The 21535-nt window shown below is 66.7% G+C and carries 20 protein-coding genes; 10 read left to right on the top strand and 10 right to left on the bottom strand.

Annotated features, from left to right (window positions below; all coding sequences use genetic code 11):
* Positions 1-95 precede the first annotated feature (95 nt).
* Together CDN99_RS15215 and CDN99_RS15210 are read right to left on the bottom strand one after the other, a co-directional pair.
* Positions 96-1019: a universal stress protein gene (locus tag CDN99_RS15215; protein WP_088385707.1), complete on the bottom strand. Its 924-nt coding sequence runs from the start codon at positions 1017-1019 to the stop codon at positions 96-98.
* Between the two features lie 132 nt (positions 1020-1151).
* Positions 1152-1574 (bottom strand): GreA/GreB family elongation factor, encoded by a 423-nt coding sequence (locus tag CDN99_RS15210; RefSeq protein WP_088385706.1) that lies wholly within the window; start codon positions 1572-1574, stop codon positions 1152-1154.
* 553 nt (positions 1575-2127) lie between these two features.
* On the opposite strand from CDN99_RS15210, the gene CDN99_RS15205 reads away from it, so the two are divergent.
* Genes CDN99_RS15205 through CDN99_RS15195 form a run of 3 tightly spaced genes read left to right on the top strand, consistent with a single transcriptional unit; the run spans position 2128 to position 5340 of the window.
* Complete coding sequence (locus tag CDN99_RS15205; RefSeq protein ID WP_088385863.1) at positions 2128-2343, top strand: hypothetical protein; 216 nt, start codon at positions 2128-2130, stop codon at positions 2341-2343.
* 58 nt (positions 2344-2401) lie between these two features.
* Entirely contained in the window at positions 2402-3232 is an 831-nt protein-coding gene (locus CDN99_RS15200; RefSeq protein WP_238139534.1) for a response regulator, read from the top strand.
* An 8-nt stretch (positions 3233-3240) separates the two neighbouring features.
* Entirely contained in the window at positions 3241-5340 is a 2100-nt protein-coding gene (locus CDN99_RS15195; protein ID WP_088385705.1) for a PAS domain S-box protein, read from the top strand.
* A 16-nt stretch (positions 5341-5356) separates the two neighbouring features.
* Here the strand turns inward: CDN99_RS15195 and CDN99_RS15190 are convergent, their stop codons facing one another.
* Positions 5357-6145 carry a Crp/Fnr family transcriptional regulator gene (locus CDN99_RS15190; RefSeq protein WP_088385704.1) on the bottom strand — a complete coding sequence of 263 codons (789 nt, stop codon included), beginning with the start codon at positions 6143-6145 and terminating at the stop codon, positions 5357-5359.
* Between the two features lie 216 nt (positions 6146-6361).
* Here CDN99_RS15190 and CDN99_RS15185 point away from each other — a divergent pair, with 216 nt between their 5' ends.
* The 6 genes from CDN99_RS15185 (at position 6362) to CDN99_RS15155 (ending at position 11564) form a co-directional block, all read left to right on the top strand.
* Positions 6362-6865 carry a Rossmann-fold NAD(P)-binding domain-containing protein gene (locus CDN99_RS15185; protein WP_088385703.1) on the top strand — a complete coding sequence of 168 codons (504 nt, stop codon included), beginning with the start codon at positions 6362-6364 and terminating at the stop codon, positions 6863-6865.
* A gap of 61 nt (positions 6866-6926) precedes the next feature.
* Positions 6927-7907: a hypothetical protein gene (locus tag CDN99_RS28255; protein WP_141100799.1), complete on the top strand. Its 981-nt coding sequence runs from the start codon at positions 6927-6929 to the stop codon at positions 7905-7907.
* A 719-nt stretch (positions 7908-8626) separates the two neighbouring features.
* Entirely contained in the window at positions 8627-8881 is a 255-nt protein-coding gene (locus CDN99_RS15175; protein WP_088385701.1) for a pyocin activator PrtN family protein, read from the top strand.
* Between the two features lie 620 nt (positions 8882-9501).
* Positions 9502-10401: an EcsC family protein gene (locus CDN99_RS15165; RefSeq protein WP_088385699.1), complete on the top strand. Its 900-nt coding sequence runs from the start codon at positions 9502-9504 to the stop codon at positions 10399-10401.
* Positions 10402-10429: 28 nt separating this feature from the next.
* Positions 10430-10954, top strand: a complete 525-nt coding sequence (locus CDN99_RS15160) for a DUF3592 domain-containing protein (protein ID WP_088385698.1) — start codon at positions 10430-10432, stop codon at positions 10952-10954.
* A 97-nt stretch (positions 10955-11051) separates the two neighbouring features.
* Entirely contained in the window at positions 11052-11564 is a 513-nt protein-coding gene (locus tag CDN99_RS15155) for a BLUF domain-containing protein (protein ID WP_088385697.1), read from the top strand.
* A 90-nt stretch (positions 11565-11654) separates the two neighbouring features.
* Here CDN99_RS15155 and CDN99_RS15150 read toward each other — a convergent pair whose 3' ends face one another.
* The 5 genes from CDN99_RS15150 to CDN99_RS15130 form a co-directional block, all read right to left on the bottom strand.
* Positions 11655-14495 carry a fused MFS/spermidine synthase gene (locus tag CDN99_RS15150; protein ID WP_202820281.1) on the bottom strand — a complete coding sequence of 947 codons (2841 nt, stop codon included), beginning with the start codon at positions 14493-14495 and terminating at the stop codon, positions 11655-11657.
* Positions 14488-15135, bottom strand: a complete 648-nt coding sequence (locus CDN99_RS15145) for a TIGR02466 family protein (protein WP_088385695.1) — start codon at positions 15133-15135, stop codon at positions 14488-14490. The genes CDN99_RS15150 and CDN99_RS15145 overlap by 8 nt, the downstream gene beginning before the upstream one ends.
* 10 nt (positions 15136-15145) lie before the next feature.
* Positions 15146-16189: a HupE/UreJ family protein gene (locus CDN99_RS15140; RefSeq protein WP_238139533.1), complete on the bottom strand. Its 1044-nt coding sequence runs from the start codon at positions 16187-16189 to the stop codon at positions 15146-15148.
* Positions 16186-17109 (bottom strand): peptidylprolyl isomerase, encoded by a 924-nt coding sequence (locus CDN99_RS15135; protein WP_202820280.1) that lies wholly within the window; start codon positions 17107-17109, stop codon positions 16186-16188. The genes CDN99_RS15140 and CDN99_RS15135 overlap by 4 nt, the downstream gene beginning before the upstream one ends.
* Positions 17110-17291: 182 nt before the next feature.
* On the bottom strand, positions 17292-19544 hold the full coding sequence (locus tag CDN99_RS15130) for a hypothetical protein (protein ID WP_088385694.1): 2253 nt from the start codon (positions 19542-19544) through the stop codon (positions 17292-17294).
* A 236-nt stretch (positions 19545-19780) separates the two neighbouring features.
* Here CDN99_RS15130 and CDN99_RS15125 point away from each other — a divergent pair, with 236 nt between their 5' ends.
* A complete protein-coding gene (locus CDN99_RS15125) occupies positions 19781-20410 on the top strand; it encodes a PEP-CTERM sorting domain-containing protein (protein ID WP_088385693.1) in 630 nt (209 codons plus the stop codon).
* A gap of 69 nt (positions 20411-20479) precedes the next feature.
* Here the strand turns inward: CDN99_RS15125 and CDN99_RS28250 are convergent, their stop codons facing one another.
* A complete protein-coding gene (locus CDN99_RS28250) occupies positions 20480-20866 on the bottom strand; it encodes a HEPN domain-containing protein (RefSeq protein WP_141100798.1) in 387 nt (128 codons plus the stop codon).
* A gap of 34 nt (positions 20867-20900) precedes the next feature.
* Positions 20901-21452 (bottom strand): hypothetical protein, encoded by a 552-nt coding sequence (locus CDN99_RS15120; protein WP_088385692.1) that lies wholly within the window; start codon positions 21450-21452, stop codon positions 20901-20903.
* Between the last annotated feature and the right edge of the window lie 83 nt (positions 21453-21535).

Genomic DNA, 21535 nt, shown 5'->3' with positions numbered 1-21535 from the left:
TAACCTCACCTTTCGACACGCTTCTGGGCCGACAGGTGCCGTGGCTGCTGCGTCGGCCCGTGACCTGCCTCGCGACAAGTGCTCTAAGACTCGCGTCACGGAGCGGCCATAGCGGCGTGTCCCGCGCAGGACCGTTCTCCTCGAGGCCGTGGAACCAAGAGGATGTCGCAGGAGGACTCGGCTAGCAGGCGGCGACTGACTCGGCCCAGAAGGAAGTCGCCGAGAGTCGAACGGCCATGCTTACCGGCAACGATCAGGTCGGCACTGACGCGGCGCGCCTGGCCAAGCGTCGCCCACACGGGATGCCCGTGAGCCGCCCCGACACCCAGCCGCGTGCTGTCCAGACCTACTTTGGCAGCCGCGCGGCGAATGCGCGCAAGGGCCCCTGCTTCCTGCCGGAGCAGGGTCGCACGGACGACGTCCTCCGGCACATCCGCCCCTCGCAGCGGAGCGACCCCGTGCGAGTTGATGGCATGAAAGACATGCAGTCCACCGATGCATGCCACTCGGGCTGCAAGCCCGAGGGCGGCATCCGAAGAGACCGTGAAGTCGACCGGTACCAGGACCTGCCGGTACGGCCCTTCTGCCGGTGTCTTGACCACCAGCACAGGGCCCCGGCGAAGTCTCGTTGCCCGATCAACCGTCCGTCCGACGATCAATCGTGGGAATCGGCGATGGCCGCGCCGGCCGAGAACCAGCAGATCGAACTCTTGCGACGCCAGCAGCAGGTTTTCGAGCGGGTCTCCGACCATCACTTCGACGGCCACTTCGACGTCGTACCGGCCAGCGATCTCCATGGCAAGACAGCGCAGCGTCTCCCGCGCCTGCGCAGCCTCAAGATCGGCGCCGATTGCCGGTGTGAACCAGTCGCGCACTAGCTTGCAGACTGCAGGCTCCAAAACGTGAGCGATCTTCAGGTAGGCGCCATGTTCGTGCGCCAGAAGCGCCGCACGGCGAACGGCGTTGTTGCCATCGATCGAGAAGTCGGTGGCAGCCAACAAGGACGTGAACGATTTCATTTGCGTATGTCCTCACGGGTAACTTGAATTGCACTGCTCAGACGCCCCGGTTGCCGCAAGGCCGCTGGGGACACGAGCTCGTGCTTGGAGACGAATTGCGCGGGGTGCTGGGGTCAATGCCCGTACGCCGCGCTACGTCGTGTAGTCGCCGCTCGATTCAGGCTGAAAGAGGATGGCCACGATCTCGGCAACCCGCTCTTCGCCCGCCGGGGTGCGCCAGTGCGCAATGGCACCCAGCCCCAGGCCGAGCAGGCCGGCGCCGATAGGTGACAGCACCGAGACGAAGCCCGCCGTGGGCTCCGCATCTGCCGGATAGCACAGGGCGACCTTGCTGCTCTCGCCCGACTCGACATCGCGCAAAGCAACTTGCGTATACATCGTCACCACGTCAGGTGGGGCTTGGCGGGACGGCACTATCGAGCAGGTGTCGAGGACGTCCTCGATTGGCAAGCGAGGTGCCGCAGGGACCTCGACGCGCCGGTAGCGACGTACGAGGTTCAGGATTCGAACGTGGTCGAGTTCAGTGAGCGTGCGCTCGAGAGCCAGGAGATCCACGAGGCATTCCTTCAGTCATAGGGCGAAGGCCGGCTGCTTGCCGACGAACACCATCGCGCGGGTTGTGGGCCCGGCGATCTGAGGTTTGCGCAAAAGGGGTGGTGGTGATCGCCGGGCTCAGTGATGTGCGGCCGGCTGACAGATGGAGGTCCCCGTCTGGCCCCACGTGGCAGGCGCATGTACCCTGCCGACTGCTGAAGCAGGCTGTGGGCAACGTGCGTCGCAGGGGACGAACTTGACGGCGATCGAGCACATGCGGGGATTGTCGTGTGATCGCATCGGCCCCGCAATCAAGCTGGGGCAAGTCGCACTGCCGTGTAGGCGTATTGCTCGTCGTTCCACGAACAAGCGTCAGGGCCGCGGTCGCAATCACGCCAAGCTGACTACCAGGGCTCACACAATCGGCCGCCGCTGGCTGAGCCCGACTAGATCGGTCTTGCCGACGGCATCCAGCACAACCGTCCTTCGGGCCGACAGAGAATGATGTCCCCTCGCAGATGGACGCGATGGCGTCTCACAGTGCACCATGCGCGCACGCGGCGTGGAGGCGAGCATGATTCGTCCCCTGATACAGCAGTTTGAGAGCCAGGCCGAGGTCCTCGACGCGCAAGGTAGCACCGATTCATTGGACGATGCTGTGGCCGCTCTCGCCACGTGGATGAGCCTCGCCGGCGATCGGCTGACAGAAGACGACATGGTGGTCCTCGTCGGGATTGGAGCCGTTCTATATCGCCATGGCTTACGCCAACGATTGGTCGGGCCAAGCTAGCGCAACGTTGCCGTGCGCCCCCGCGGCCGCCCTTGCCCTGCGTCGAGCCGGCGCTAACATGCCTACCGGGCTGCCGGCCCTGGAGCACGGCCAAGCCGGTCGATCCGTCATCGGCCGCCATGTCACTCTCCCCTTTGACGACAGGAACGCTATCGCCGTGACTTCTGGCCAGCACATCGCCATCCTCGACGACGAGGTTGAAATCACGACCCTGCTGGCCAACTACATGCAGGGGTCCGGCTACCGCGTTACTCAGGTGCATAGCGGACGCGCTCTGATGCAGGTCATGAAGAACGACGCGCCCGCACTGGTGTTGCTCGATCTGGGGCTGCCTGGGGAAGACGGTTTCGCCATCGCCCGCCAACTTCGCGAGCATTGGAACTGCGGCCTGGTGATCGTGACGGGCCGCGGTGATGCTGTAGACAAGGTGGTCGGCCTCGAGGTCGGTGCCGACGACTACGTGACCAAGCCATTCGACCTGCGCGAACTGCTAGCACGCTGCAAGGCCGTGCTGCGCAGGCTCGATGCCAGCGAGTCCACAACACCTGCAAGCAACAAGGCAAAGGCCGAGGCAACGCGCCTGTGTTTCGATGTCTGGCAACTCGACGTCGGCGCGCGGCGTCTGGTGGGTCCGAGCGGGGAAGTGGAACTGACCGCAGGTGAGTTCGATCTGCTTCTCGCGTTCCTGCGCAGCCCCGGCAAAGTGCTCTCACGTGACGCTCTCCTGGAGCAGACGCGTGGGCGCGAGGCCGGCCCCTTCGATCGCACCATAGACGTCCAAGTTGGGCGCCTGCGCAAGAAGCTCGAAAGCGACCCGGAGAAGCCGCAGATCATCAAGTCGGTCCGCGGCGCCGGGTACATCCTGGTGCCCGCGGTGTCGTCCAACTGAGCTGCATCATGGCCGAGCGAGCCTCCGGATTGCCTGCCCTGGGCATCGACGAGCAAAGCGTCTTCCGCTCTCTTCACGCCTCCTACCCGGATGCGCTGCTCATCGTAGATCGATCTGGCAAGATCGTATTGACGAACGAAGCCGCAGAGACCTTGCTGGGCTATACGAGCTTCGAACTGGTCGGCATGAGCGTGGACGAGTTGGTGCCGGATGCGATTCGCTCCCGCCATTCGTCCTATCGCGAGGCGTATGCCCAGGCGCCCCGCGCGCGGCCTATGGGCACGCAGATGGACCTTGTCGCCAAGCGCAAAGACGGCAGCGAGGTCATGGTTGAGATCGCGCTCAGCCCATTGCAAGGCCGCGGGTTGCCCTTGGTTGTTGCGGCGATCCGAGATATTGGCACCTACCCACGAGTCAAGCAGGCGCTGCTACGCGCGCGCTACGCGGAGACGCTGGCTCAGGTTGGCCGTGACGCGGTTGACGCCCGCGACCCACAGGTGCTGCTCGACCAGGCGCCCGCCATCGCCGTCGCGACCCTCGATGCTGCTGCTGTCATGGTGCTGTTGCTGAACACCGATCGCCAGAGCTTTCGGGTAGCCAGCTGCGCAGGCCCGCTGATTGGCCGGATCGGCGACCCGCCGCTCGAGGCAACGGGGAACACGCTAGGCGGCTTCATGCTGTCTCACGGCAAACCCGTCGTGATCGCGGACTGGCACAGCGAGCACCGCTTGCAGTCACCGCAGAGCTGGCTTGACGCTGGAGTTGTCAGCACACTCCTGGTGCCACTGTTCGACCGCGGCCGGCAGATCGGCGTGATCGAGATCCTGTCGACCAGCAGATCGCGTTTCGGTGACGACGAGGTGCGCTTCATCGAGTCGCTGTCCAGCCTGCTGGTGGCCAATCTTCAGCGGGCGCAGTCGGAGGAAGCGCTGAACCACGCGCAGCGGCTGGAAAGCGTGGGGCAGTTGACTGGAGGCATCGCACACGATTTCAACAACCTTCTCACGGTGATCCAGGGCAACCTCCAGGTGTTGGATGAGATGCCTTCGCATAGCGACACGCAGTCGCAGAGCTTGATCGGAGCTGCAACGCGCGCGGCCAGGCGCGGTGCCGAACTCACCAGCCAGTTGCTCGCCTTCTCGCGCCGGCAGGTGTTGCGGCCGTCGGAGGTTGATGTCTCAGCACTGCTGCAGTCGCTATCGGGAATGCTTCACCGCACGCTGGATCAGCGCATCCAAATCGAGGTCAGTGCCGACGACTCGGCGGTCGTGCGAGCCGACGCCGGCCAGCTCGAGTCGGCCCTGCTCAACGTGGCCATCAACGGCCGTGACGCAATGCCAGACGGCGGGACGCTGCGCTTCAGCAGCCGTACGCTGGCAGACCTCCCCGAAGCCATCCGACGCGACCTGGACGCCGACGCGCCTGCGGATGTTCCCTTCGTGGCGATCTCGGTGCAGGACACCGGCACGGGCATGACGGAGGAGGTCAAGGAACGAGCATTCGAGCCGTTCTTCACGACCAAGAGCACCGGCCGGGGCACGGGGCTGGGCTTGAGCACTGTCTACGGGTTCGCGAAGCAATCCAAGGGGACCGTGGCCATCGACTCACTTCCCGGGAGTGGCACTACCGTCACGCTCTACATCCCGAGTGCGCTGGAGCAGTCGCCCATGACGGCGGATGCCGCGGAAACCGCAGGCACGATTCCCGTGGGCCTGTCGGTCTTGCTGGTCGAGGACGACGCCGAGGTGCGCGCGGTCGTGACCGCTTTCCTGAGCGCCTTGGGGTGCCGGTCCAACGCATGCAGCAGCGCGGAGGATGCGCTGATGGTGTTGAGCGGCGATACCAGCTTCGACGTTCTGCTCAGCGACATCTCGCTGGGCGCGGGCTTGCGTGGCACCGAACTCGCCGCCATTGCGCAGCGCCAGGTGCCTCAGCTGGCCGTCCTCTTGATGTCCGGCTACTCAGCCGAACTGCTTGAGGCGGACAGTTCCTCGCCCGCGTCTTGGGAGTTGCTCCGCAAACCCTACACCCGCGAGGAATTGCGGAACGCGCTTGCCAGGGCGCTGACCATGGGCGGTGCCCCAGACGGCGGTTATCCGGGCCCTTGAGACCTCTGACAGGGCGTTACTGCAGCATGCCTGCGGGCGAGATTGAACGCTGGACGAACGCACCCAGGGCGTCAATGTCCGGAATCTGCACGTCGCGACGGCCGTTGCCGGCGAAGCCGATGACCTTGGCCTTGGCCAGCCGCGACAGCGCCCGGCTCACGGATTCCAGCGTCAGACCCAGGTAGTTGCCGATCTCCGCACGAGTCATGCGTAAGGTGATGCAGTCCGTGCGCATGCCGCGGTCGCCGAGCGATTCAGCCCAGTAGCGCAGAAAGTCTGCGACGCGGGCGTCGCCCGAGAGTGTGCACAGCGACATCAGCGAGTCGCGGTCGCGAGAGATTTCTCGGCTCATGGCCTGGTGGAGTTCGGTCAGCAGGGCTCGCTCTGAGAGGCTCGCATCCAGCAAGGCGTCGTAGCGGACCACCCAGACTTCACCGGTGTCCAGCGCGATCACATCGCTATCGTACTCGCCGCGCGCAATGCCATCTACGCCCAGCCAGTCCCCCCTGAACTTCAGGGCGACCACCTGCTCGCGGCCATCGGGCGACAGCGTCACGACCTTGTAGAAGCCCGAGTTGACGATGTAGAGGTTCCCGAACTGCTCGCCTGCTTGATAGATGCGGTCGCCAGCATGAACGACGCGGCGCTGGTAAACCAGGTTGTCTCGGACCAGCCTCAGGGCGGAACCGATGCGTCCGCTCAGTTCCTCGGAGGCAATGGGACGGCGAGGTGCTGTCAGCGGCGCCGCGCTGCGATTGACGGCCTTCCAACCAGAAGAAGATGCGACGGCTTCGGCTCCCACCATTTGGGTGCTCCCGCAGGGCTGTGTTGATGGATGTCATGGTAGGAACCGCCCAAATCTGCATGATCAACGCTGCGCCACGCTCCGTAACGCTGTGTGAACACCACGTATCCGGCCCGTATCACCGCGCCGAGTGGTCCTGACATTGATCGCGATCAAAACGGGAGCGGTCCGCATGGATAGGCTGACCGACCGAACCGCAGAACCTGTGCTCTATCCATGGAACAACTCGCCACCATTGCCGCCTCCGCGTCGTCCGGACGGCGTGCGAGTGGCGATCTAGATGCCATCCTGTCGAAGGCGGTCGCCATGGAGCAGGCAGCCCGTTGTGGCGTTCCGCGCCCCTTGCTGAGCGGCAAGATGATTGGTCTGGTCTGCTCCAGTCTGACCTCGCCGGACGCCCTGGCGTTCGCGCACGCCGCGACAGAGATGGGAGCTCACGTTGCTCATGTGCGTCCAGACCTCTCAACCTCGAGTTCCGACGCAGAGATCGCTGAAACGCTTCGCCTTCTCGCGAAGCTCTATGACGCCGTTGGATTCCAAGGCGCTCCGGCCGAACTGCAGGCCAAGCTCGGCAAATCCGCTGGCTTGCCAATACTTTGGAACGTCGCATCTGCCGATCATCCGAGCGCCGCGCTGGCCGCTCGTCTCGATGGCCCCATATCCATCGCTGAGGCTCGCAAGCTGATTCTGCAGGCTACGATGCTGCTCGCCCTGGCGTGAGCCACGTTCGGCGGCGGATCGGCATCTGAACGATGCCACGCAAACCGTTCAAGCGTCATGCTTGAACGAGATCAAAGAAACTGCACGGCGGACGGCCCAGCATGGCGTCACCATGCCCTCCTCTGCATCTCCACCCAGTTGCTGCGCTGGCCTGCGCCAGACCCTCGTCCAGGGCTGGCAACAAGACTTTCCGCTGCACGCATCGCCCTTCCGCCTGATGGCGGCGCGAAGTGGAGCGACGCCGCGGGAACTGATGGCAACCTGTCGCGAGTTACAGCGTAGTGGCGCACTGCAGCCCATACGTGCACGCTGGGGTGTGTCGCTGCGGCGAGAGCGCTGGCGTCTGGCCTTCAATGCGCCGGCCAGCTTTAAAGCCGCGCTGTCGGCGCTGCCGGGTTGCGCCCGCATCGAACAGGCTGAGCATGGTGAACCGTCGCTCTGGGCAGAGTTTGAAGTGCTTGATGAGACCGCATTGCGGAATCAGCTCGACCGCCTGCCCTTGATCCTCGCGGCTCGCCTTCGCATGCCGGAGCCAGCCCCCACGGCCACCTTGTGCTGTGACGACGTGCAGTTGGCCGCCTGCGTAGAGCAGGGTCTGCAGATAAGCGCCAATCCATTTGCAGATTGCGCGCGGCGGTTGGGTCGCAGCGAGCGCCGCATCCGGGCCGATCTGAGTGCCTGGCGCCGCAGCGGCCAGCTCGAATGCCTGGCTATGAAACCGCCGCCGACTTCAGTGCCACAGGTAGGCATGCTCTCGCTGTGGCAACACGTCGAAACCTCGACCGCGCTGCTGCTGCGACTACGAGAACTGATCAGCATCGATCGCGTTGTGGAAGGCCCGGGGACACCAGACTGGCCTTGGCGCCTCAGCATCGTTCAGCGTGCCAACCCACAGCCCGGAATTCAAACATGGCGCGAGCAACTGGTGAAAGCAGGCCTGCAGAGGGAACCCGACGTTTGCGTGCCGCTGCGCATCGAACAGCCGCGGCATCAGGCCATGCTGTTCAACACCGACGGTGGCTTGCGGGAACGGATGGACTGATCGACTTGTCGCTGCCGGAACGGCGGCCAAGGTGTCAACGCTTCCGATCTCTTCGGCCGATGCTTGGTTCCGATGTTCATGCGACGGCGCCTGCCACCGTCTTGACCACCACGGCATGCACGCGTAAGGTGGACCCGACCTCGTGATGCAGCGTTTTTTCGCGAGGATGGCCGACGCAGCGCCTGCTCTCGGTCGCTGCGCTCGGGCGCAGCCGTTAGCGGTCGTGACCCGCCCTTGCGATTGACCTCCTTTGAGGCGTTAGCTGCTTCGCACTGACGCGCATGTCGGGACCATCATTTCCCGACGCGAATCCGATCCAGCGCACCGCTGATTTCCACCCGCCACACACACCTTTCCCGTGCGTCGGGCTGGCGGTGCTGCCGCTCCTTCAAGTCCCCTCTTTCCTTCTGACGTGCGCGAGGTTCGCTGCGACCTCGACCGTCATGCCTTTGCGCGATCGTTCAGCGGCGCATGGCAAATACACGGAGGTCGCCATGGACCAGTTCCTATCGTCATCGCAATCAGCGAATTCCACCCATCTGCGGACGGCGTCGCTGCCGATTTGCCATGCGTGAAATCGCCGCAGATCAAACCGCGGGTGGCGCCCGGTCTGGCCGTTACCCATCGAATGCCTTCAGCGCAATTGCCGCGCGTGGGTGGTCGACGTTTGCCAGCCGTTGCAACTGCGAGTCGCAAGTACTCCTTCGCGGAGGTGAAGCATGATCACCTCACTCGCCCTCATGTCGATTTACGGCGCCCCGGCTGTCCCGCTGGAACGCATTTGCGAAGAGTATCTGGGGCTCAGTCGAAATGAAGCCATGAGAAAGGCTGCCGTCGGCGAATTGCCGCTGCCGGTATTCAGACTCGCGAAGAGCCAGAAGGCTCCCTACTTGGTGAGTCTGGACGACCTGGCGAAACTCATCGACGACGCTCGCGTCAACGCTGAGGAAACTTGGAAGCGTTGCCAGGTATGAAGGCAGTGAACGGCGCATGGCCAGTCTCGCAGCTAGGCTCCGAGACGGCCAGGCCATGCTCGCGCGGTGCGGCGCCGACAGCCTCGTCGCTTGCGTCTCGCCATCGACCGTCGAGTTCGCGCCAGCTCACGACAGCGATCGAGCGCCGCCATGCCGCCACAGCGACCAGTTCCACTCCACGCGGTTCCCATGCTTTCCGCCTCTCGACACGACCTTCGCATCTGACCCTGAGGGCAGGAGCACGCACATCTAACGCGTTCGCTGAGTGCTCTGCGGCAGCGTTCAACGTGCTCTTCCGTGGCGGTGCAACTACGCTTTCCAAAAAGTCCCTCGAAAGCGGCAAAAGTTCAACTTCAGTGCAACTCTTGGAGGCGAGGTCAAAAAGTCGTTGCCTGACGCCTACTTGCCGGTGGCTCCGTCCAGTCCAGCATGGGGGCGACGGACAGGCGCCAGGGGGAACGGGCGGGAGACATATGGGGGGATTATCCGGGGAGAGCGGATTGCCCGCTTCGGGCTGTGCGTGCTTGAGGACTATTGCTCACGACCGTCGGATACTGGGCCACGGACAACATTCCACGGCGTTCACTGCTCTCAAAATGCCCTGATCACAGGGAGCTCGTATGAATACAAGTCAGGAAATCTGGACCGACTCGGAAGATGCCGCGGCGCTCAAGCAAGCCGTCGACTGTCTCCTCGTGGAGAGCATCACCGTCAAGATATCCGCCGCGATTGGCAGCTTCATCACGCGGTCCGGAAAACACATGCCCAAGTGGGCGAAAGTCAAGCTCATAGGCCTGGCCCACGGCGCATTGAAGGCGGGGCTGAGCGGCGCCGCCTACACGCTTCGCGACGGCCCCGGCACCCCTGCCTCGACAAAGAGCCACAAGGTGATGACAGCGGCCTCCGGCGCCGTGGGCGGTGCCTTCGGCATCGCGGGGGCGCTGTTCGAGGTGCCCGTCACGACCACCCTGACATTGCGAGCGATCGCCGACGTGGCGCGCAGCGAGGGGTTCGACATCAATGACGAGCAGGTCCGCGTGGAGTGCGCCACCATTCTCGCCATGGGTGCCGACACCCCCAACGACGACGACGCGTTTCAGGGCTACTTCGCCGCTCGCGGGACGTTTGCTTCCATCGCGACCAAGGCTGCTGAAGAACTCGCGAAGGTGGCCGCCGAGCGCTCGATGAGCGCGGCGAGCCGGGGATTCAACGGCATCACGACGGACCAGGCCGGAACCTGGGTTGCCCAACTGATCATCAAGATCCTGGACAAGTTCGGCATCGCCCTCAGCTCCAAGGTGGCCGCCACCGCGGTCCCCCTGTTGAGCGCGGCCACGGCGGCGACGCTGAACGTCCTGTTCACCGACTACTACCAGAGCATCGCACGGGGCCACTTCATCGTCAGGCGCCTGGAGGCCAAGTACGGTGAGGCGGCGGTTCGCGCCGCCATGGACGCATGCGCGGAGAAGCGCGCCAGGCCGGCCCCGGCCGGCAAGCCGGCAGCGGCGCGCGCCGCCTGAGGTGGGACTGCCTCGTGCCAAGGCGTTGATGCCCGCCCTCTTGAACGACTCGAGGCGACCGGCCCGCGTCGCCTCGGCGGTCTTCCTGGCGGGCGCCCTGGTTTGCCTGACCTTTCTCGCCTGGTACGGCAGCGAGTGGATGCACGCCCAGGCCTCCCGCGACTGGCCACGCACACCGGCCCTCGTGGTCGACACCACGATCGTGGACGGTCAAGGGAAGAACCGCGGCAAGCAATACCTGGAGGTCCACTATCGCTACGCGGTGGAGGATCGCTCTTACGTGGGCTCGCGCCTCGCGTTCGGGAGCCGTTGGTCCGGTGACCCGGCCTCGCTCGCCGCGCTCGCCTCGCGGTTGAAGCCCGGCATGCCGGTGCGATACGACCCCGCGACCCCGGAGCGCGCCGTGCTGCTGCCGGGAGAACTGGCGCCCGGAACTTCGCGCGTACGGCCCTTGGGCTTCGGATTCGTAGGGTGCTTGGTGATGGCCGTCGTCGTTCTTCGGTGGAGAGGCAGTTCAACGCGGCTCGGAAGTCGCGCGACGCAGCGGCAGTGAGACAACGTCATCGGCGCAGACCGCACGGAGCCTGTTCGCCGATCAAGATCGCGCATGCGCCTGTGCGCATGGAGTTTCGCCACACCCATCTCGGCCCATGGAAGGTCCTTCGACGTCCGCCAGGCCCGCACAATCCCTCATCCTTCAAAAACTCAACGGTCATCGAAGCATGAGCAGTCCACTTCGAAGAATCCTTTATGTCTCCCGCATCGCCGATGGGGTGACTGATTCGACACTCCGCCGCATCGTGGCGCGCGCCCAGATCAACAACCGGCGCAACGACATCTCCGGCGTTCTCGCCCTCGCCCCCGGCCTCTTCGCGCAGGTCCTGGAAGGCACCCCCGAAGCCATCGGCGCCACCTTGAATCGCATCCAGGCCGACGACCGGCACAGCGACGTGCGCCTCGTCGACGACACGCCCACCGACTCCCGTCTCTTCGACCGTTGGTCCATGGAGCTCCTCGTCGATGACGAATCAGCCAGCCTGGCCACCGCCGTGCGTGACGGCGCGCGCGCGGGCGAGGAGCTCATCGCGCATCTGTGGGCTCAACACGGAAGGGATCCGCTGTACTGGACACCCGACCTCACGACCTTGGCGCTGGCGACCTGACACAGGGCACCTCGTCGAGCAGGAGGAGAAAAGCGGCCCCGATGGAGCAACCGGTTCCAGGAGGCCCGTCCCTCACCGAAACCGATGGAGTCATTGCTCCATCGCGCGCAGCGCTTCGGCCGCCTCCCGACGCGCCGGTTGCGCGTCCCGAAGCGCCGTCAACACCGACCGGGCGGTCGCCGCGTCCCGCGACGACAGGGCCACCGCCATCCGCAGCAGCGGGTCGTAGGCGGGACGAAAGTCGGGGCTCGTCCGCAGTGCCGCCAACAACGGCGCGCCGACCAGCGCCAGCATCGCGCCCGGGTCCGCGACCGGTCGCACCGACCGGCCCGCTTCGATGTAATGGTCTCGCGCCAGCCAGTAAGCGCTCAGTCGCAGGTTGTCATCGGGGACCTTCGTACCCAGCACCTCCTCCGGCCGGACGCTCACGCGGTGCAGCACCTCGAAGAGCCGGTCCTTCGGTGTCGAGTCCGGCGCATACACCAGCCGGGGCGCGAGGTACGCCACCACCGGACGATCGTCGGTGTTGACCGGCGCGTCGCCCGCGAAGGCCGCCAGCGCGCCCGGCCCCGCGATGACGCTGCCCAGGAGCGCGAACTCGTCCTCGATGCCGAAGTCCGCCAGGCCACGGCCGTCGCGTCGCGCGGGGACGCGCATCAGGCGCTCGTGCCAGCGCGCCAGGCCCGCGTCCGACAGGTGCTCCGGATCGCGATGCCCGACCAATCCGATCACGGGCGTCTCCAGGCTGTTGCTCGCCAGGATCGCCATGCCGTCGGGATAGGCGACGAGAAAGGCGCGGACCACGCTGCGCAGACTGTCGAGGTCGAGTTGATGCAGCGGCAGCCATTGGCAGAACAAGCCGCCCGCGGCGAGCCGCTCCCGCACCGCCTCGAAATGCTCTCGGGTGTAGAGCGCGCCGGAACCGCTGCGCGCGGGATGGAAATTGTCAGAGACGATCACGTCGTAACGCGTCGGCGCTGCGCGGACATAACGACGCGCGTCCGCGGCCACCAGACGCAGGGACGACGCGTTCAGCCCCAGTGCGTCGGTGAAACGCGGCGACGCGGCGATCACCTCGGGCAGCAGTTCCACGGCGTCGACCTGCAGGGTCGGGTCCTGCGCGGCGGTCGCCGAGGTCGCACCGGTGCCCAGGCCCAGGAACAGGACCCGGCGAGGCCCCGGATGCAGCAGCAGCGGCAGCAACGCCTGGCGACCGTCGACGAACAGGCTGGCGCTGCTGCCCTCCTGCTGCCGGTTGTTGATGCGCAGGCGCGCGACGCCCTGCCCGTCCTGGACGACGCTGACCGCCGCCATGCTGCCTTCGGCATGACTGACAAGGTGCGTCCCCTCGGGCAGGTCCACGAACGCCAGCGGCGCGCCCAACCAGCCCAGCAGTGCCAGCGATGCCATGGGGATCCACAGCCAAGGGCGGCGCCACGATGCCGGACTGCTCGTTCCGCCCTGACCGCCCCGCGCTCGCCGATCGCCAAATGCAGTCGATCCCGTCGGCGCGCTTGATGCTCCCGACGCTCCCGATGCGTTCGGGACGCTGCTTGCTCCCATGTCGCTCAGGGTGCTCGACATCAGGTACCCACCCACGATCAGCAGCAGCACCGTCTTCGGCCCCAGCCACGGCGCAAGCACCACGCCGAACAGCACCGGCGCCACCGCGGCGCCGAGCGTGTTGACGGCCAGGGCGCGGCCGAAACCGATGCCATGTCGATGCGCCTGCGCGCTCAAGTGACTGAACCATGCGCCCATCACCAGCGTCGGCAGCCCGAAGGCCGCCAGCGCCAGCAGCGACTCCACGCCCAGCGCCGCCGCGAACCCCTCGCCGAACCAGGCGAAGGCACCCGCCTTCAGCGCCTGCGCCGACCACAAGGCGATCAAGCCCAGCAGACACGCGACGCCGAGCGCCGCCGGCAACCGCGCGTCCAGACGTGCTTCTTCCCGGCCGAGCAACCATCGTTGATAGACCGCGGCACCGAGCGACGTGCCGACCAGATACACGGCCAGCAGCAGCGCGAAGGTGTAGACGGTGTCCTCGTTGAGCTGGCTCAGCACGCGCACGACCATCACCTCGTAGCCGATGCCGAGCAGGCCGCTCAGGGCCAGCGGCATCAACATCGTCCGGGGCAAGGTCGAGATCCCGGTGAACCACCACCATGTCGATGTCGATGTCGATGCCGATGTCGATGCCGGTCGCGACGGCGACGGCGACGGCGACGGCGCAATGGACGCCGGCGATGACGACGGCTCGCCACGAGCGTCCTCCGGCGCGGCCTCCGCCGGCATGCGCCACAGCGCCCCGATCGCGCAGAGCGCGTTCAGCGCCGCGCACACGCCGGCCGTCCGGGCGAGACCCAACGCCGGCACCAGCCAGAACGTCACCAGCAGCACGCCCAGCACCGCGCCCAGCGTGTTGGCGGCGTAGAGCCCGGCGATCGAGCGCCGTGCTGTCGCATCGCCGATTCCGCCCTGCGTCCCGGCCATGAAGGCCAGCCGCTCGATGGCCGGCAGCGTCGCGCCCATCGCCGCCGTCGCGGGGAGCAGCAGCACGAAGCTCGCGCCGAAGCTCACCGTCCACTGCCACCACGACGACGGCTCCGCGCCGATCCAGTGCTGCACCAGGTCCCCGGCCGGGCGCATCAGCACGACCAGCGCCAGCCCCCAGGCCCCGATCGCGAGTTCGCAGCCGACATACCAGCGCCGCGGCGACACCGACCGCTCCACCCGGCCGCCGAGCACCAACGCCCCCAGCGCCAGCCCGCCGAAGAACGCCGTGACGACGGCGAGCACCGCCGCCGCCTCGAAACCCAGCCACAGCGCCGACTGCTGCGTCCACACCACCTGATAGCCGAGCCCGGCGAAGCCGGAGGCCACCATCAGCGCGAGCGCCGCTCGCCGCGACCGCGCGCCTGGGTCAGCCACTGAATCCCACCGTGTAGCCCCACGAGTTCAGCCGCATGGGGATCGCGTTGAACGCCAGGCTGATGCGTCGCGCGCCCTGATTGGGCGGCACGGCATGCATCAGGTAGCTGGGGAACAGCACCAGGTCACCGGCAGACGGCGCCGGGCTGATCCACTTCTCCGCGTTGAACGGTCCCGTCACCATGTCCGGGTGGTCGTTCTTGAAGCTGAAGTCGGTCCCCCCCGGCGATTTCATGAACACGGTGCGCGACGACTCGTCGGTGCCGGTCAGGTAGATCACGCCGGAGGCGAAGCTGTTGGCGTGGTTGTGCATCGACTGGTGGCCGCCCGTCTCCATCACGTTGACCCACATTTCCTTGACCGCCCAGCCCATCCGCTCGCCGAAGAGCAGCGCGCCGAACTCCGCGAGCGGCGCCGACACCAGCGCCGCCACGTCCACCAGCAAGGGGCTGTCATCGGGCTTGAGCATGCGCGTGTGGACCAGCCTGGCGGAGCTGTTGTTGTCCTGTCGCGCCTGGGCGCTGAAGTGCTCGACCAGGCCGCGCACCAGCGCCGGCGGCAGCACCCCGGTCACGCGCATCAGCGGCGTGGGGAACAGGCTGAAGACCTCGCCCGCGGGCGTCGTCGATGAGGTGCTCATGGCCGGCTTCTCACGCGACGATGGCCGCGATGCGCAGCCAGGACCAGTACGCCGCCGCCGTGCCGATCGCATACAGCAGCGCCGTGCGCAGCTTCGCCAGCCGCGGCCAGCGCGCCGCCACGCGCCACAGCAGCCAGCACGCCCCGACGGTCAGCAGCTGGCCGGTCTCGACGCCGACGTTGAAGCTCAGCAGCGCCACCAGCAAATGCTCCTGCGGCAGGCCGATCTCGCGCAGGGCGCCGGCGAAACCCAGCCCGTGCACGAGACCGAACAGGAAGGCCACCATCGCCGGCCAGCGCCGCGCCAGCGTCTCGCGCTTGTGCAGCGCCTCGCCCGCCACCAGCACGATGGACAGCGCGATCGTGGCCTCCACCGGCGGCGGCCGCAGCGCCAGCCAGCCCAGCGCGCTGCTCGCCAACGTCAGGCTGTGCGCGGCCGTGAACGCCGTGATCGTCCAGAACAGCTGGCGACGAAAACCGACCAGGAACAGCAGCCCGATCACGAACATCAGGTGATCGATGCCGGACAGGATGTGCTCGACGCCCAGCACCGTGTACGCATAAGCGATCTCGCCCATGCCGCGCCGGTCGTCGGCCGAGCCGAACAACTGCACGGTGGGCTGGCTCGCCGTCAAGGTGTAGACGCGCGTCTGCCCGTCGACCCAGAACACCTTCACCATCGCCGCCGAGTACTGCTTGCCCACGCCCTCCATCGTGAAGGCGCCACGCAGCCCGTCCTTGCCGCAATGCAGGTTCAGGCCCTCCGCCCGGCAGCCGTCGGGCCAGACAGGGGTCAGCACCTCGTTGGCCGCGCGCTTCTCGCTGGCCGTCCATTGCCAGATGAACTCGCCGGGCGCGGTCTCGCGGACCTGCATCTCGGCCATGCTCATCTCGTGCGCGCGGGCGGCGCCCGACAACAAGCCCAGCGCGAGCAGCAGGCACGGCGCCAGCGTCGCCGTCAGCCCCCGCGCGCCCCCTCGTATCAGCCCCCGCATCAGACCCAGCATTGACCGCCGCATCAGTTGCCCCATCAGTCGCATCGCCAGCGATCTCATTGGGACGCTCCCTCGCGGCGGATCGTGTACTTGGCGCTGAGCGCCTTCACCGCGGCGCTGCGTTGCTCGGACAGCGTGGCGTCGGTCCAGTCCTGCAGCACGATGCCGCGCAGCACGGCGAAGTCACCCGGCTTGGCCGGCGTCGCGGCCACCAGGCGCATCGCGCGCCACGCGGCCTGGCCGCCCTCCTGGGTGCGATGCACGCGCCACTCGCCGACCGGTGACGATTCCAGCGCCTTGGCGAAGTCCACGCCATAGCTCTGCACCAGGTTCACGTGCGGGCGGCCCTTGAAGACGCGCAGCCCCGCGCGGGCGTCGCCGGACGTGCCGCCGTTCAGCGTCGCGACGAAGGCGCGCAGCGCGGCCTCGTCGGCGTCGCCGGGCAACACCGCTTCCTCGAAGTCGTAGCGGGCCGGATCGTCGTACTTGTCGCGATGGGACTCGAACCACGCCCGCAGGTGCTGGTCGTCGGCCGGCGGCAGCTTGACGCCGGCGTCGATGACGCTCAGGGACTTGAAGATCACGCGCTCGCGGATCGCGGAGTCCCCCTTGTCGAGCTGCAACGCGAGGCCCTCGCGATACAGCACCTCGTTGTCCAGCCAGACTTGGCGCAGCGCCGCCAGTTCCTTGGCATCGGGCTGACGGCCGCGCGATCCGGCGAAGACCTGGCGCGCCTCCTGGTCGACCTCGGCGCCGACGACGATCAGCGCCGGATCATCCACGCGGCTCATCAGCAAGTGGTCGAGGGCGAACAGCACGCCGCCGAGCAGCAGGAAGTGCAGCAGCGGCTCGCGCAGCCAGGAGGACCAGCGGCGGCTCGGCGCGGCAGTCCTTGCATCGGATCGACCACCGGCCGGGGCGCCGGCTCGGGGTTGGGCGGAGGTGGCCGCATCGGCGGCGCCGGGCATCGGCTGGGACATCTCGGGTGCTCTCGTCTCTGGCTCGCTCCCCTCGCGTCGCGGTGCCGTGATCCGGACCGGACCGGAAGGGAAGTCTGGAAATGCAAACGCGCCGCGCGAGAACGCGCGGCGCTTCAAGGCCCGTCGGCGCACGCCGGCCCGCGAGGACCGCGGCGGCGCGCGCCGTCGGGATCAGGCCGTCATCACTTCACGCCGGCGACTTGCGTGGTGCCGGTGACTTCGACGTAGACCGGGTTGCTGTAGAACCAGAGGTCCGACCACGCCGCCACGTCGTAGGCCACGTACTTCACGCCGCCGACGACCGGCAGGTGCGCCGGGCAGCCGTCGATCGTGGTGCCCGTGTAGGTGCCGCCGTTGGCCGGCACGTTGGTGCCCACCGTCGTGCAAGGGATGCGCAGCTTGGTCGTGTCGTTGGCGTTGGTGTAGAGGTCGGCCAGCGGGTTGCCGCTCGGGTCGGTCTCGAACGGCACCGCCGCCGGCAGGTTGGTGCCGCGCAGGCGCACGTACTGCGAGGCCGTCACCGCCGGGATGCGGTAGCTCATCTTCAGGAACACCGAGTTGTCGACACCCGAGTTCACCTTGACCCACGGCGTCGCGCCCGCGCCGTTGAAGGTGCGGATCACGGCGGCGGTGGTGTTCTTGGCGGCGGCCGGCACGTTGGCCAGGCCGGTCGTGGTGCCGTCGGTGCGCAGCCAGTCGGTGTTGCGCGGCCATTCGCCGGCGTAATCGGCGCTGCCCGGGGTGCGGTAGCCGGTCACCATGCCGCGGATCAGGTCGATGTGGTCCAGCACCGGCTGGTTGATCGGCTGGTTGACGCCGACCTGCAGCAGCGACGGGTTGGGGAAGCTGTACGGCGAGTAGTTCGTGCCCGCCGGGTCGCGCACGACGACGGCGACGACGATCTCCGCGCCCGGGCGCACCACCAGCTTCTCGCCCATCGTGGCGCAGCCGGCCACGTCGGTATCGGTGTTGTTGGTCGCCGCGGTCACCGCGATCGCTTCCACCGCGGCGTTGGTGCGGGCACCGAGGCCGGGGTAGGACGCGCAGGCCACCAGCGACAGGCGGTCGATCAACTGACCGGTGGTCGAGAACGCGTTGCCCGAGCGCAGGCCGTTGACGATCGCCTGCGGACGCAGCTTGTCGCTGCCGTTGCGCACCATCACGCTGGTGCGCTGGTACTCGCCCGGGTAGAAGTCTTGCGTGGAGCGGCGGTCGTCGGGACCGAAGCTGCCGCGGTTGTGCCAGTCGGAGCTGGCGAAGAACCAGAAGTTGCGGCCCTCGCCGAGCAGCGCGTCCCACACGCCGCCGACGATGCCCGCGTAGACGCCGGTGCCGCCGAAGGTGGTGCCGCCGACCGAGTCCACCTTCTGCGAGCCGAAGGTGTTGCGGTTGACCTGGTACTCGCCGCGGTTGCTGGACGCGCCGTGGCCCGGCTGCGACTCGAAGCCGAAGGCGACGGCCGGCGCGGCGTTGTTGAAGTTGCGCAGGTGCTCGACGTTGAAGCCCTGGTTGCCGTCGGCGTAGAACGGGCCGGCGCGCTCCAGGTGGGCGGGCACGTAGTAGCTGGCGTCGGGGTGGAAGCGCGCCATCCACTTCAGCGCCTCGACCGTCTTCAGGTGGCCGCGGGTGCCGGTGCCGGTGCCACCGGCGGGGATCAGCTTCTGCGCGGCGGCGTTCCAGCTCGGGTCGGACTCGCTCGCGCTGCCGGGGACCGCGCAGTTCCAGTTGTTGCCGACGTTGGAACCGGTCACGTTGCCGCGGCTCTTGTCGGTGTCGCCGCGGTCGAAGCAGTAGGACCACTGCGCCAGCGCGTTGGCGTTGCCCAGCGCGGCGAAGCTGCCGCTGGCCGGCAGCGTGGTGTTGTCGATGGCGGCCGGCATCTGGCCGGTCACGATGGACATCGAGGTGTGCTCATGGCCCGCGACCACCGACTCCATGCCGATGAACAGCGGCTGGTTCTTCGCCACGGCCAGGTACTCCAGCACCGGGTACTGGAACTCCTGGATCGACTGCCAGCGCCACATGTTGCCGTTGCCGCCCACGCCGCCGCCGTCGCCCTTGATGTTGGCCGCGCCGATGCTGTTGGACCAGGTCGTCGTCGGGCCCTTGCCGGCCACGTAGGGATAGGACGGGGTGGACAGCGACTCGTCCTCCACCAGCGTGCAGTTGCGATTGCCGTTGCCGCCGTGACCGGCCTGGACGAACCAGTCCAGGCCCCAGGGCGTGTCGACCTTGTCGGTGACCTTCTTCACCAGCTTCTGCATCGAGATCGAGCCGTCCGAGCAGGTGGTGTGGTTGTGGAAGTCGCCGCTGACATAGCGGCCGGGCGTCTTGCCCGCGGCCGCGACGGTGGTGGGCGTCAGGGACAGGGTGGTCGAGCCGAGCGCCGCGAGGGCGGCGATCGCGACGTCACGTCGTGCGAAGGGGAAACGCATGAGTTCTTCTCCAGGTTCTTTCAGGGGCTTCAGGGACCGAATGCGAAAAAAGTCACGCAAAGCGTAGGCAGCCCCCTTGACCGAGCCGTGACAGAACGGTTGCCGTGGGCCTCTACGCGTCACCCGAAATCGGGGACGCGGAAAACCCGTGGATCGAGACATTCGTCACGTAACTGCCTTGGTCGAAATCGAGACTCGCGCCAGTCCTGTTCCGAACCTCACCTGGAGAAAGATCCATGAAGCGTGTTTCCTCCCCCGCCCTGCTGGCGCTGACCCTGGTCGGCGCGCTGGCCGCCACACCGGCCCTCGCCGCCCCGACCGTGATCGACTTCGACGGCCCGACCAGCTTCGCCCCCATCGGCGACTACTACAACGGCGGCGCCGGTCCCAACCTGGGCGTGTCCTTCACCGAGCCGGCGCTGGGCCTGGCCAACGATGCCCTGGGCACCTACTTCACCAACGCGCCGAGCATGGGCGGCGTGATGTTCACGTTCGACACGGGCGCGTTCATGAACGTCGCCAAGGGCTTCACCGGCGAGGTGTCGTTCTTCTACTCGGCCGCCGCTGCCTTCGCCGACGCCGTGACGATCTACAGCGGCCTGAACGGCACCGGCTCCGTGCTGGGCACGTTCTCGCTGACGGACAACGCGACGCTGGGCTGCTCGGATTCGGGCTTCTGCCATTGGGACCGGCTGTCGCTGGCGTTCAACGGCACCGCGCAGTCGATCGGCTTCGGCGCCGGCGCCGGCCAGCTGGCCTTCGACGACGTCTCGATCTCGGCCGTGCCGGAGCCGGAAAGCTTCGCGCTGATGCTGGCGGGCCTGGCGGCGATGGGCGTGGTGACGCGTCGCCAGCGTCGCGGCTGATTCAACCGGATCGATTGACTTGACTGCGACGGCCACCGTTCATGCGGTGGCCGTCGCGCGTTGAATGAACTAGCGTCTGCATGCTCGAAAGACCTGCCGGGCATCTCGCATCTGTTGCTTCATCTGCTCGATCCCCACGTCGTCGGAAAGCCGATAGTCAGCAGCGACACGCCGCTCTCTTTGCAGATGCATCAATCGTCCAAGGTCCTTGGACTTCTTCACCTGTTCAAGCGTGCAAGCGCTGACAGGCGCATTCAATCGATCAATCAACTGCCGATGGACGCCACGGCCCCGCGGAACCGCGGTCCCTCGGTGCGGCAATGCAAGCTCCCATTGAAGACATCGGTGATAGGACGCGTAGTAGGCTCGCGAGATGGCCGATCGCCACCACGGCTCTCCGGCGTTCCGGGATTGCTCTCGGGCCAGTCGCATCAGATCGTCGGACTTGATTGCCATGAGGACTCCTTGTGAAGATCAGAAGGGGTGAGGCTCATAGCTCCAGATCCTCGTCTTCTTCAAAGGGCATCAGGGACTCGAGATCCTCCGCGCTGGGCTCCCCGGTGATGAAGGCGATGCAAAAGCCTTCCGATGGCACGTCGAAATCGTTCGCCCGGTCGTTGAGCTCCCAGGTCAGCTCGCTGGCGCGATCGATCGAGGTGTCCAGACAGATTTGAATGAAAACATCGGGGGGGCCTTCTTCCGCAAGAAACAGGACGAAGGCTTCTCCTCGGCAGATCTGCACCCCATGCCTTCTCAGCACCTCGGCACCAAGCTGGAGATGGAACACCACGTCCATGCAGCGTGTTCCCCACGGCTCAAGAATCGCCCGGAGCGTCTCGGGTGCGGACTCCCAATCGATGGGGTGGGTACATCGTTTGGCCAGTCTGTCCGATGGCCCGCCGAACAGCGTCTCGGGGCATCTCAACACCCGCACCAGGTCTTCAAGTCCGGGCATGGGACGAAGCACCCGCTCGCCGGCCTCGGATTGCATTGGCTGGCCGGCCCACATGCCCGCCGTCGGCCTTGTTTCAACGATCGTCATCACGACACTCCTTCCACTGCACGAGCCCCTCGACTCGAAGGCAGCCAGTGTCGAATCAAAGGCGTCGTTGTCGATTCCCCCTG

It is taken from the genome of Roseateles aquatilis (genome assembly GCF_002205645.1).
GTDB classification, from domain to species: Bacteria; Pseudomonadota; Gammaproteobacteria; order Burkholderiales; family Burkholderiaceae_C; genus Roseateles; species Roseateles aquatilis.
The sequence above is the reverse complement of the archived record's forward strand: the minus strand, read 5'-3'. Positions and strand labels throughout refer to the sequence as shown.